General features: G+C 68.0%; 12 protein-coding genes. 5 read left to right on the top strand and 7 right to left on the bottom strand.

Annotated features, from left to right (window positions below):
* The coding region (gene rsmG, locus PSS76_RS01050) for a 16S rRNA (guanine(527)-N(7))-methyltransferase RsmG (RefSeq protein WP_337455750.1) at positions 1-479 on the top strand (479 nt) is incomplete at its 5' end.
* 50 nt (positions 480-529) lie between these two features.
* On the opposite strand, the gene PSS76_RS01055 is transcribed toward rsmG (PSS76_RS01050), so the two are convergent.
* Positions 530-1,492: an esterase/lipase family protein gene (locus tag PSS76_RS01055; RefSeq protein WP_064059512.1), complete on the bottom strand. Its 963-nt coding sequence runs from the start codon at positions 1,490-1,492 to the stop codon at positions 530-532.
* Positions 1,493-2,741: 1,249 nt separating this feature from the next.
* Between PSS76_RS01055 and rsmG (PSS76_RS01060) the strand changes: the two genes are divergently transcribed.
* The 4 genes from rsmG (PSS76_RS01060) (at position 2,742) to PSS76_RS01075 (ending at position 6,576) form a co-directional block, all read left to right on the top strand.
* A complete protein-coding gene (gene rsmG / locus PSS76_RS01060; protein ID WP_081121846.1) occupies positions 2,742-3,422 on the top strand; it encodes a 16S rRNA (guanine(527)-N(7))-methyltransferase RsmG in 681 nt (226 codons plus the stop codon).
* Positions 3,423-3,492: 70 nt separating this feature from the next.
* On the top strand, positions 3,493-4,500 hold the full coding sequence (locus tag PSS76_RS01065) for a ParA family protein (RefSeq protein WP_013417697.1): 1,008 nt from the start codon (positions 3,493-3,495) through the stop codon (positions 4,498-4,500).
* A 1-nt stretch (position 4,501) separates the two neighbouring features.
* On the top strand, positions 4,502-5,653 hold the full coding sequence (locus tag PSS76_RS01070) for a ParB/RepB/Spo0J family partition protein (RefSeq protein ID WP_064059510.1): 1,152 nt from the start codon (positions 4,502-4,504) through the stop codon (positions 5,651-5,653).
* A 233-nt stretch (positions 5,654-5,886) separates the two neighbouring features.
* Entirely contained in the window at positions 5,887-6,576 is a 690-nt protein-coding gene (locus PSS76_RS01075; protein WP_022598717.1) for a hypothetical protein, read from the top strand.
* Positions 6,577-6,625: 49 nt separating this feature from the next.
* On the opposite strand, the gene PSS76_RS01080 is transcribed toward PSS76_RS01075, so the two are convergent.
* The 6 genes from PSS76_RS01080 to PSS76_RS01105 all read right to left on the bottom strand — a co-directional run bounded on the left by PSS76_RS01080 (position 6,626) and on the right by PSS76_RS01105 (position 12,016).
* Complete coding sequence (locus PSS76_RS01080; protein ID WP_005516639.1) at positions 6,626-7,828, bottom strand: N-acetylmuramoyl-L-alanine amidase; 1,203 nt, start codon at positions 7,826-7,828, stop codon at positions 6,626-6,628.
* 142 nt (positions 7,829-7,970) lie between these two features.
* The gene (gene trxA, locus PSS76_RS01085) at positions 7,971-8,294 is read right to left on the bottom strand and encodes a thioredoxin (protein WP_005516640.1); all 324 of its coding nucleotides are present in this window, start codon (positions 8,292-8,294) and stop codon (positions 7,971-7,973) included.
* 52 nt (positions 8,295-8,346) lie between these two features.
* The gene (gene trxB / locus PSS76_RS01090; RefSeq protein ID WP_064076442.1) at positions 8,347-9,336 is read right to left on the bottom strand and encodes a thioredoxin-disulfide reductase; all 990 of its coding nucleotides are present in this window, start codon (positions 9,334-9,336) and stop codon (positions 8,347-8,349) included.
* Positions 9,337-9,542: 206 nt separating this feature from the next.
* Positions 9,543-10,136, bottom strand: coding sequence for a TetR/AcrR family transcriptional regulator (locus tag PSS76_RS01095; protein ID WP_084968871.1), 594 nt, complete (start codon positions 10,134-10,136; stop codon positions 9,543-9,545).
* Positions 10,137-10,166: 30 nt separating this feature from the next.
* Entirely contained in the window at positions 10,167-10,892 is a 726-nt protein-coding gene (locus tag PSS76_RS01100) for an ABC transporter ATP-binding protein (RefSeq protein ID WP_013417691.1), read from the bottom strand.
* A complete protein-coding gene (locus tag PSS76_RS01105) occupies positions 10,889-12,016 on the bottom strand; it encodes an ABC transporter permease (RefSeq protein WP_005516646.1) in 1,128 nt (375 codons plus the stop codon). The genes PSS76_RS01100 and PSS76_RS01105 overlap by 4 nt, the downstream gene beginning before the upstream one ends.
* Positions 12,017-12,214 lie beyond the last annotated feature (198 nt).

Here is a 12,214-nt window from a genome sequence, read left to right on the forward strand (position 1 = left end):
CGAACGAGTCTGTGGTGGATGTGGGTTCGGGTGCGGGGTTGCCGGGTGTGCCGTTGGCGATTGCGCGTCCGGATGTGCGGGTGACGTTGGTGGAGCCGTTGCTGCGGCGGTCGGTGTACCTACAGGAATTCGTGGACTCGGTGGGGCTGTCGAACGTGACCGTGGTCCGCGGCCGCGCGGAACAGGAAGGTGTCGTCAAGGAGGTCGGCGGTGCGGATGTGGTGACGTCGCGGGCGGTGGCGCCGTTGGAGAAGTTGGCGCGGTGGTCGTTGCCGTTGGTGCGGGTCGGTGGTCGGATGTTGGCGTTGAAGGGTTCGAGTGCGGCGGAGGAGATCGCCCGCGACCGCGCGGCGCTGACCCGACTCGGCGCCGGGAAACTCGAAGTGCTCGAGTGCGGTGGCAATGTGCTGCCGGTGCCGACGATCGTGGTGAGTGCCGAACGCGTTGCGCACCATCGTCATCGCGGCCAGCGCCGCTGAGTCCGCAGCGCCCCGACCCCTCCCCCACCGCCGATTCGGTCGTGACGCGGTCAACCACCCACGAACGGCGCGACGAACACGCACGGCACGGGCCGGGGATGGTCCGGATCCAGTGCGTTGAGCACATGGCCGGCTGTGACGCGGGAGGCCAAGAGCGCGATATGGTCCGAGTAGTCCTGCGAACATCCGTCCTGGACCACGATGTTCGTCGCGTTGGGGCCCTCCACGTAGCCACTGGTGTACGGCCAGATGCCCTCGTCGTAACGGGTCATGATGTTGGTGTAGGTGACTTCCGGCGCGTACAGGCCGCCCTCGTGCAGTTTCGCGATGAACTGCGATGCGGGCAGGAACTGGACACACGCCTGGCAGAACGGCAGCACGCCACGGGCATCGTCGGTGCCGAGCGCGAGGAGCGTTGCGCCGCCGTCGGGCCCGGTGAGGGCACTGCCGTTCCACGCCGGACCGAGCGAGATGTACTTGTCGACCTTGGCTGCGCCACCGAGGTACTTGACGAAGTAGTTGGGCACGACCGATCCCTGTGAGACACCCAGGATGTCCACGCGTTCCGCGCCGGTCGCCGCGAGCACCTCGTCCACGAAGGCGCCGATCTGGGCTGCGCTGTCCTCCGCGCGGAGCATTCCCCCGATTGCGCTGATCGGGTACGGCTGGTCTGCGTAGTTGCCGAAGGTCGGCGCGAAGACGCAGTAGCCCTCGTTGGCGAGCAGCGGTGCAAACGTGGTCCAGTTGTTGAGTCGATTGCCGGCAGTGCCGTGGACGAGCACCACGGGGTTCGGGTGTTCCGCGGTCGGCTTGCACGACCAGTCGTTGGATCCTGCCGCGGATCCGCCGGGGTTGGTGAACTCGTCCTGTACGAAGAGGAAGTAGGGCACCGGGTACGGCTCTCGCGCGCTCGCCGCCGCGGGAGACATCCCGACGGTGACGACGGATGCGACGAGCGTAAGTGCTGCGGCGATCGCCGTCCGCCATCTGCGTGGTTGCTGTGTGACTGTCATGGCGTCTGCCCCCTCGAGTTGCCCGGTTCGAAGGGAACAGTACGGGTCGGGCGGTTTCTGGGAGTTGATTCGGAGAATCCATTCGCCGTAAACCTGAATCATGTTGTGCGACAGGGATAAGTCCGCACGGACGTACCGGGTGGACCGGCAGCGTCGCCTGACTGTCCATGAACCTCCCGGTGTTTCGTCACTGTGACAGCCAAGTGGGGCGTTGAGGCCTGCGCATGTCGCGTCGGCGTGGCGACCGATGCGACGTCCGACGTGTTTCACGTGAATCAACGTGATGATCCTCCCCTCCCCCGTACCGGTCACGACGGTCCCGGATCGAAGGCGTCGGGACGGTGCCGCCCGCGACCCTGGAGGCGAGTAGAGCCAAGTGGTGGGGGCGCCGCGAAGACAGGGCGTGCACGACGATGCCGAGGGGCGTGATGCCGAGGGCCGTCGACACCCGGGGCGTGCAACCCGTCCCTGGTGCACCTTCGTGAGACGCGTCGAGTCGTGCAGGTGGTCCGCCGCCCCCGAGTCTCCCCGTCGTGTTGCTCGGACCGCACCTGTGCCGCGTCGATTCGATCGGCACTCGTGTCGTGTACGAGCATGACGCGGCCGGGTGGTCCTGAGCTGGCGGGCACGACGCGTCGTCGGATCGGGGGCGCCGACTCCATGGACTAGTGCGGCACGCGAGCGTAGTCCGGCGGGGTACGGTTCGCGGACTCTCGCAGTGGCGGCATCCGGACCGCCGGCAAATGAGTCCCACGTGGAGCTGCCGCCGCGGTCCTCCTCCGCTTTCATCTCCGCTCCGGAGGGGTTCTTGTCGCCGGCTCGTCGAAAGTGCGCTTTCCGGCCGACCGAAGCGCGACGACCCGGGCCCGCGCGGGCCGTTTCGGGCGGGCCGCCTTGTTTCACGTGAATCATGTTGTACGGCAAGGAAATAGCGAGATCAAGCAGGTTTGGCCGAGCGCCCGCGTCGTACACCCACCCCGGGGTACCGGGCGATTTCGTCACTGTGACAAACGGTTCCGCATTCCGGTCGGTGTGACCGTCGAAGGGGTCGTGATCGAGCGCCGACAGACGTCCGAGGGGCGTCGAGGGGTGGCCGTTTCACGTGAAACGGTCCCCGTATGGCCGGGTGGTGTTCCACGTGAAACAGCCTGTCGGACACTCCCCCACCGAACCGGGCGACGCGCGCGACGAGCTCGTCCCGCGCGGCAACGCCTGCCCGGGTTTGTTGTGTGGTGGTGGGTTGGGGAGGATGTTTCACGTGGAACTGGTTGATGAGCAGTGGGATGTGGTTGGTGCGGTGGCTCGGGTGTTCGGTGAGCGGGCGCCGTTGGCGGAGGCGTATCACGCGTCGTTGGCGTCGGATGGTGTGGTGCGGGGGTTGATCGGTCCGCGGGAGGTGCCGCGGTTGTGGTCGCGGCATGTGCTCAATTGTGGTGTGTTGGGTGAGTTGGTGGGGGCGAACGAGTCTGTGGTGGATGTGGGTTCGGGTGCGGGGTTGCCGGGTGTGCCGTTGGCGATTGCGCGTCCGGATGTGCGGGTGACGTTGGTGGAGCCGTTGCTGCGGCGGTCGGTGTACCTACAGGAGATCGTCGACGACATCGGACTCGACAACGTGACGGTCGTGCGGGGACGGGCCGAGGAACCCGGTGTCGTCAAGGAGGTCGGCGGCGCGGATGTGGTGACGTCGCGGGCGGTGGCGCCGTTGGAGAAGTTGGCGCGGTGGTCGTTGCCGTTGGTGCGGGTCGGTGGTCGGATGTTGGCGTTGAAGGGTTCGAGTGCAGCGGAGGAGATCTCCCGCGACCGCGCTTCCCTCACGCGACTGGGGGCTGGCAAGCTGGACGTCGTCGAGTGTGGTGTCGAGGCACTGCCGGTGCCGACGATCGTGGTGAGCGCGGAGCGTGTTGCCCAACACGGTCGTCGGCACCGCTGAGTTGCGGGCTTTCGAGGGCTCGAGGGTTGAGAATTACCGCATGAGTGGTCATCAAGTGAAGGAGCAGTAGATGTCGGCTGGATCGGAGTCCGCCGTTTCACGGGAAACAGTTTCACGTGAAACCTCAACGTCGTCCGACGCGCCGAACGGCGGCAGCGGAGACGGTTATGCCCACTCCCCCTATTCCGGGATCTCGCTCGCGGACACGCCGATCGGGGCAGCCGCGCAGCGAGCCAGCCAGGTGCTCCACCCGGGGTCGGTGAGCCTGCCTCGACCACCCGAACGTCGCGTCTTCACTATCGCCAATCAGAAGGGCGGTGTCGGCAAGACGACGTCCACCGTCAATCTCGCGTCCGCGCTGGCGATCCAGGGACTCACCGTCCTCGTCGTCGACCTCGACCCCCAGGGCAACGCGAGTACCGCGCTCGGCGTCCCGCACACGTCGGGGACGCCGTCGAGCTACGAACTGCTCCTCGGTGAGGTGACGGCGAAGGAGGCGATCCAGCAGAGCCCGCACAACGAGCGCCTCTACTGCATCCCCGCGACCATCGACCTGGCCGGCGCCGAGATCGAACTCGTCTCGATGGTGGCGCGCGAGAACCGGCTCAAGAACGCGCTGTCGGAGAAGGCGCTGGCCGACCTCGACTTCGACTTCATCCTCATCGACTGCCCACCGTCCCTCGGACTGCTGACGGTCAACGCGATGGTCGCCGCGAAGGAGGTGCTGATCCCGATCCAGTGCGAGTACTACGCCCTCGAGGGTGTCGGGCAGTTGCTCCGCAACATCGAGCTCGTCCAGGCGCATCTCAACCCCGATCTGCACGTGTCGACCGTCCTGCTGACGATGTACGACGCCCGAACCAAGCTGGCCGACCAGGTTGCCGAGGAGGTGCGCAAGCACTTCGGTGACGTGGTGCTGCGGGCGGTCATCCCGCGCAGCGTCAAGGTCTCGGAGGCCCCCGGCTACGGCATGACAGTCCTCGACTACGACCCCGGATCCCGGGGCGCCATGAGCTACCTCGACGCCGGCCGCGAACTCGCGGCGCGCAGCATGTCCACCAACACTCAGGAGCAGTGAGATGGCGCAGACACGCAAGGGCGGCCTCGGACGCGGGCTGGCCGCACTGATCCCCACCGGGCCCGCGGGCGGCGGGCCGGGCCTCGGGACCGCCGCCGCGGACGTCATCATCGGCACCTCCGCCCCGACCACCGACGCCGCAGCGGTCGAGACCGCAGCAGACCCCGCGGTGGAGACGGAGGCGCCGGCGAAGGCGTCGAAGCCCGCCAAGAAAGCGCCGGCCAAGGCACCCGCGAAGGCGGCGTCGAAGACCGCGGCGAAGGCGGCGTCGTCCGACGACGTGGTGGCCACCGCGCCCACGCCGGCGCCCGCCGTCCGTACCGACGGCGAGCCCCTCTCCCCCACCGGGGCGGTGTACCACGAGATCCCGCCGCTGCAGATCCAGCCCAACCCCAAGCAGCCGCGCAGCGTCTTCGACGAGGAGGCGCTCGGCGAGCTGGTGCACTCGATCCGCGAGTTCGGTCTCATGCAGCCGATCGTGGTGCGCCGGATCGGACCGGAGCAGTACCAGCTCGTCATGGGCGAGCGTCGGTGGCGGGCCAGCCAGCTCGCCGGGCTCGAGACGATCCCCGCGATCGTCCGCGAGACCACCGACGACTCCATGCTTCGTGACGCGCTGCTGGAGAACATCCATCGGGTGCAGCTCAATCCGCTCGAAGAGGCAGCCGCGTACCAGCAACTCCTCGAGGAGTTCGAGGTCACCCACGAGGAGTTGGCGTCCCGGATCGGACGTTCGCGTCCGGTTGTGACCAACATGATCCGACTCCTCAAGTTGCCGATTCCGGTGCAGCGGCGGGTCGCGGCGGGCGTCCTGTCCGCGGGGCACGCACGGGCGCTGCTGTCGCTCGAGGCCGGCGCCGACGCTCAGGAGGTGCTCGCGGCACGCATCGTCGCCGAGGGCATGTCGGTCCGCGCCACCGAGGAAGCGGTCATGCTCGCCAACCGTGAGGGCCCCTCCCCTACCCCGCCGGTGAAGCGCAAGCCGATCCAGATGCCGGGCCTGCAGGATGTCGCCGAGCGGCTGTCGAATTCGTTCGATACCCGCGTCACCGTGAGCCTCGGCAAGCGCAAGGGCAAGATCACCGTGGAGTTCGGTTCGGTGGACGACCTCGAGCGCATCGTGAAGATGATGGAGCAGCAGGCGGGTAGCTGACATCGCCCCGGCGCCCCGGGTAATACGTCACAGTGACATAACCGGTCGTGGTGCCCGGTCGGGAACCGGACACGGCAGTGTCGCGCCCGGGCCGCGGGACGGGCGCGCGGGGCAAGTCCGACTGCCGCGCCGCCGACGGAACTATCCCCTATTCTGGAGGGGATAGTTCCGTCGAGGCGGGTGAACCTCCCCGAGTGGTCTGGAGGCTGGGGGCATGGAGGCTGGCGTACACGGTGTCGACTAGCGTCACGTCTCTCACCCTGGACGGTCTCGACAAACTGTCCTCACATGCCCGGCGATGCGTCTTCTGGGAGACCGATCCCGCCGCGGTCCGCGCGGCGCGCGAGACCGGCAACTTCTACGATCCCGAGTTCGAGAAGGAAGCGTGGCTGTCGATGGTCATGCTCCAGTGGGGATCGTGCGGTCAGGTGGCGATGGTCGACGACAAGCCGGCCGGATGCGCGCTGTACGCGCCGCCGAGCATGGTTCCGCGTGCCGACCTGTTTCCCACCTCCCCCGTCAGCGCCGACGCGGTGCTGCTCACCACGATGCGGCTCGAACCGATCGGCGACGAGCACGGTCTCGGTGCGACGCTGATCCAGGCTGCTGTCGGTGATCTCGTCCGACGCGGTGTCCGGGCGCTCGAGGCGTTCGGTATCCGGGGCGAGGCACCCAGCGACGTCCCGACTGCGACCGCGGCGCTGGACTGCTCCCCGCAGGAATGCATGATCAGCGCCGATTTCCTCGAGGACGTCGGCTTCGAGGTGATCGCGCCCCACCACCGCTTCCCGCGGCTTCGCCTCGAGCTCGATCGCGACCACCTGTGGAAGGCGGACGTCGAGGCGGCCCTGGATCGCCTCCTGGAGGTCGCGGCCCTGTCGATGCTCGACATCGACGAGAAAAGCCCTGTAGCGGTCCGCTAGAGGGCTTTTCGGGCGTCCCGGCAGTCGGGCAGGTCCAGCTGTGGGAGGGTCAGCGCGCCTGCGGTGCGCTCGACAGTTCCTCGGCGAGCAGCTCGGCGAACGTGAACGTGCCCGTCGGGGCGTCGTCCTGTCCCAGTAGGTACAGGCGCTTGACGGCGATCAGGATTGCTTCGGCGATCGTGTCCCGCGACCGCGGATCCGTGAGTACCCGCACGTCGGATTCGTTTGTGAGATAACCGATGTCGACCTGAACGGTGGGCATCTTGGTGAGCCGCAACAGTTCCCAGGTACGGCCGTGAGTCCTGCAGTCCCGCAAAGGAGTTCGGGCCACGATCTCGCGCTGGATGAACCCGGTGAGGATCTGTCCGATCATCGAGGTGGATCCGTGCGAGTTGCCGAAGTGGTAGCTGGCCACGCCGCTCGCGGCGGGGCTGGAGTGGCTGTCGCAGCGCAGCGCGATCATGAGATCGGCGTCGAAGCCGTTGGACGTCTCGGCACGCTCGGCCTCGGACGGATTGGCGTGCTGGGGCCGGGACAGGAACGTCTCCATCCCGGTGGCGGCCATCCGGCCCTCGAGCCGGCTCGCCAGATCCCACAGGATGTCGGCCTCGCTGACCGGGCCGTTCGGGGTCTGCACGACCAGGCCCGTGTCGGCGCCGCCGAGCCCGGGATCGATGACGATCCGCTTGCCGCTCAGCTGCGGGCCGGAGCGGCGGACCAACTCCTCCTCGCTGATCGCGTGCGGGGAACCGCCGGAGACGCGGGTGCCGAGCAGTTCCAGCGACCGCAGCGTCGCGGGACCGCAGATGCCGTCGGCGGCGATGCCGATTTCACGCTGGAACGAACTGAGCGCCTCGTGCGTCTTCGGCCCGAAGTAGCCGTCGACGCGTCCGACGTAGAAGCCGAGGTCCTGCAGGCGCGTCTGCAGCGCGGCGACGTCGTCGCCGTACAGCGGCGCCGACAGTTGGTAGATGAGGGTGCGGGCACCGAGCCGGTACGACGCCTCCTTGAGGGAGCGGTACGTTGCCGGACCCACGATGCCGTCGACGAGCAGCCCACGTTGCTGCTGGAATGCCCGGACCGCGGAATCGAGATGGTGGTCGAACATTGCGTCGGGTGACACCCAGTGCGAGCCGTTGACGGACTCGCGCTGCGTCTCGGCCACCCCGTTGTGGAGGAAGCCCAGGCCGGTCAAAGTACCCCGAATCTCGGCGACGGCGGGGCCGTGATCGCCGTGACGGAGTAGCTGCATGCTCGCGGGCCTTTCGTTGCGCGTACGTTTGTCGATTCTCTCAGACGGCGCTCGGCCCCGGAAATCTGCTCGGGCCACAGTGTGACAAGGCTGTGGTCACACTGTGGCCCGGCAAAGGGTCCAACGGGTCGAACGGGACGCGTCAGAGGACGTCCGCGAGGTCCTTGAGCAGCGCGGCCTTGCCCTTCGCGCCGACGATCGTCTTCACGGGCTTGCCGCCCTGGAACAGGATCATCGTGGGGATGGACATCACCTGGAAGTCGCGGGCCGCGCCCGGATTCTGGTCGATGTCGAGCTTGGCGATCGTGAGCTTGTCGCCATGTTCACCGGCGATCTCCTCCAGGACCGGGGCGACCATCTTGCACGGGCCGCACCAGGTGGCCCAGAAATCGACGAGCACGGGCTTCTCGGCGTCGAGAACCTCCTGCTTGAACGAGTCGTCGTTGATGGTGATGGTGTTCGCCACAGAATCCTCCTGGGATCTGATCCGGGTGGGTTGACGGAAGGGGTCGAGCAGATCAGGCGTCGACGGCGACGGGTTCGCCCGCGGCGGCCAGGGTGTTGTCGGTGATGTCGCCCTGATCGGCCAGCCAGCGCTCGGCGTCGATCGCGGCGGAACAGCCGGTTCCGGCCGCGGTGATGGCCTGACGGTAGGTGTGGTCCACCAGGTCGCCGGCCGCGAAGACACCCGCGGCGGAGGTGGCGGTGGTGGGCGACTGCACCTTCACGTAGCCGGCGTCGTCGACGTCGACCTGGCCCTTGACGAGCTCGCTGCGCGGGTCGTGGCCGATCGCGACGAACATGCCGGTGACGTCGAGCGTGGACTGCTCGCCGGTCACGGTGTCGCGGATGACGAGGCCGGTGACGCTGTTCTCGCCCAGCACCTCGACCGGTTCGGCGTTGGTGACGAAGCGGATCTTCTCGTTCGCCTTGGCGCGCTCGAGCATGATCCGGGACGCGCGGAACTCCTCGCGACGGTGCACGAGGGTGACGCTGCGGGCGAACTTGGTCAGGAACGTGGCCTCCTCCATCGCGGAGTCGCCGCCGCCGACCACGACGATGTCCTGGTCGCGGAAGAAGAAGCCGTCACAGGTGGCGCAGGCACTCACACCGCGACCGAGCAGGCGCTCCTCGCCCGGGATGCCGAGGTAGCGCGCGGCGGCACCCATCGCGAGGATGACGGCGCGTGCGTAGTAGGTCTCGCCGTTCGCGACGACCTTCTTGACCGGCCCGTCCAGCTCGATCTCCTCGACGTCCTCGGTGCGGATGTCCGCGCCGAAACGCTTGGCCTGCTCGCGCATCTCGTCCATCAGATCCGGGCCCATGATGCCCTCCCGGAACCCGGGGAAGTTCTCCACCTCGGTGGTGGTCATCAGCGAGCCACCGAACTGGGTGCCCTCGAAGAGCAGGGGCTCGAGCTCCGCACGGGCGGCGTAGACGCCGGCCGTGTACCCGGCGGGTCCGGAGCCGACGATGATGAGGTCACGGACCGTGGTCGGAGTAGTCATGCGGGCCTTTCCTGTCTGTCCTGCGCTGCGTTCGTGTCGATAGCTCACGCGGACGCGCCCGGGAAGGCGTGGCTCGCGGAGTCGGTCAGGTCAACAACAGATTAGTGGCTGTTGTTCCCTGCGGGGGTGTGCCGCGACGGGACCCCGCTGTCGAACGTTTCACGTGGAACCAGACGTGTGGAGCGCGTCATAGGGCGCGGGTGCGCTCAGTCGGCCCGCCGGGCGAGGTCGGCGACGTACGGCCGGACGAGGTCGGCGGCAGTACGTCGCACCTGTTCGACGTCCTCGCCGCGCTCCACCTGGCGGGTCGCGGCGTGCAGCACCGCGTTGATCAGCTCGGACATGGCCGGGACGTCGGACGCGCCCAGCTCGCGCAGCGCGTCGGACAGCGGGGTGTAGAGGTCGTCGTGCATCGCGCGACTCTTGGCGTTGATCTCGGGTCCGGGCGCCAGCTGCGCGAGCGCGGTCGCGATGGCGTGTTCCCCCTCCGTGACCAGGTCGAGGTTCGCGTCGATGTACGCCAGAACCCGGCGCTCCGGGGCGCCGGCATGGGCCATGGCTGCGGCGACGCGGGCCGACCATCGGGGGAAGGCGTCCTCGATGAGCGCCTCGAGCAGGTGCTGACGGGACTTGAAGTACTGGTACATGCTCGACCGCGCGAGCCCGGCCCGAGCGGCCACCTCACCGAACGACGGGATGTCGGTGGCCCCTTCGGCGAGGACCTCGCGGGCAGCGTCGAGGAGGGCACGTTGCTGGGCGGCTCGATGCTCACCGACGGTGGGTGCATTGATCCGCGGCACGTGCCCTCCTCTCGCTGGGGATCTTCCGGACTATCGCGGTGTGAGCCGCCCGTCCGTCATCTCGACCACGCGGTCGCAATAGTCGAGGACATCGTAGTCATGAGTCACCATGACGGTCCCGACCTTCGATTCCCGGGTCTCGCGCGCCAGCAGCTGCACGATCTCGTGGCTGCGGGCCCGGTCGAGGGCCGCGGTGGGTTCGTCGACGAGCAGCAGCGACGGTGTCGACACCAGCGCGCGAGCGATGCCCACCCGCTGACGCTCGCCGCCGGAGAGCTGATCGGGACGGCGGTCGGCCTTGTGGGCCAGGCCCACCTGCTCGAGCAGCGCGAGCGGGTCGCGGAACTTCCGGCCCTTCGTGTTGCCGAGGTGCGACACCAGGCGCAGCTGGTCGGCGGCGGTGAGCGACGGGATGAGGTTGCCGCTCTGGAAGACGAAGCCGATCTGTTCGAGCCGGAACTTCGCCGCCTCGGACTTCTTCATCGTCAGCAGGTCGTGGCCGCCCACACGGACGGCGCCCGAGTCGGGAGTGGTGAGTGCGCCGGCGACGGCCAGCAGGCTCGACTTGCCGGAGCCCGACGGTCCGACGACGGCCACCATCTCGCCGGGGCGGACGGTCAGGCTCACACCGTCCAGTGCGGTGACGGTCTGCTCACCGTCGCCGAGGGTCAGGTTCGCGTCGACGATCTCCAGCGCGGCAGTGCCGATACGGGTTTCTGCGGACGTGGTCACGGCGGAGTCCTTTCCGGCGCTCATCGCTGGCCTCCCAGCGCGTTCAACGGATTGACCGACGCGATGCGGACGATCGCGATCGCGGCACCGACGAGGCCGAGCACCATCAGCAGGACGGCGGCGACGGCGACTGCGCCGGGCTCGAGCAGGAACGGCACTCCCCCGCCGATCAGCGATCCGAAGCCGTATCCGACGGCGGCACCGACGGCGACGGAGCCGAGCAGCAGGATGAACGCCTGCGCCAGGCCGTCGCGCAGCAGGTAGCCGGTGGAGGCACCCATCGCCCGCATGACGGCGATCTCGTGCTTGCGTTGGATCGTCCAGACGGTGAAGAACGCACCGACGACGAGCGCGGAGATCGCGTACAGGAACACCTTGATCAGGTTGAGGGTCATGGTCTCGGCGCTGTAGCCGGGCGACGACGCGAACGAGTCCTCGAGCGCGACCGTCGAGGTTCCGGCGGCGGCGTCACCGGCGGCGTAGTCGAGCGTCGCACCCGGCTCGGCCTTCAGCGCGACCGCGGTGGATTCCGTCATCGACTGGGCGGGCACGGGCTCGCCGGGGCGCACGCCGGAATGCAGCTGGCGCCACATCTCGATCGGCAGGTACGCGACATCGACGTGGCCGAAAGTCTGCTTGCCCTCGGTGATGCCGACGATCTTCAGCTCGGTGCCGAGGCGATCGATCGTGACGGTGTCGCCGAGCGCGACGCCCTCGTCGAGTGCGCTCTTGCTGACGACGATGCCGTTCGGATCGCCGAGGCCTGTCCCCTGCGCGGCGCTCGGCGCGAGGAAGGAGTCGACCGGGACGCCGAACAGCGCGAGGTCGACGGGGACGTCCTTGTCGTTGTGGGCGTTGACGAGCATGTTGCCGAAGGGCGCGGCCTCTTCGACGCCGGGCTGCTCGCGCCAGGCCTCGACCTGCGTGTCGGTGACGACGCTGCGCGAGAAGGCCGAGTCGGTCTTGGTCCCCTCGTTGAAGGCGAACCCGTCGACGGGTGTGGCCTTCAGGCCGGAAACGCCGTCCTCGACGAGGCCGGAGGACAGGCCGGACAGCAGCACCATCAGCACGGAGATGAGAGCGATGACACCACCCATCAGGCCGAATCTGGAACGCGCGAACCGTAGCTCCCGCAGGGCGAGGAACATTCTCGAACTCCTGGTCGGTGTGGGGTGTTTGTGGGGTGTTGACGACAACCGCCCGCGATGCTCGACGAATCGACATCTTCCCGACGGCCTGTCGGCAAATATACCAACACCGTGTCGGTAACAGTCGTGACGTTCCTCTCGCCGCACCGCGCACACAAGAGGCGGCCGGCCTCGCAAACCGAGAGGATGGCGCAACGG

It is taken from the genome of Prescottella sp. D32 (genome assembly GCF_037287305.1).
GTDB lineage: Bacteria > Actinomycetota > Actinomycetes > Mycobacteriales > Mycobacteriaceae > Prescottella > Prescottella equi.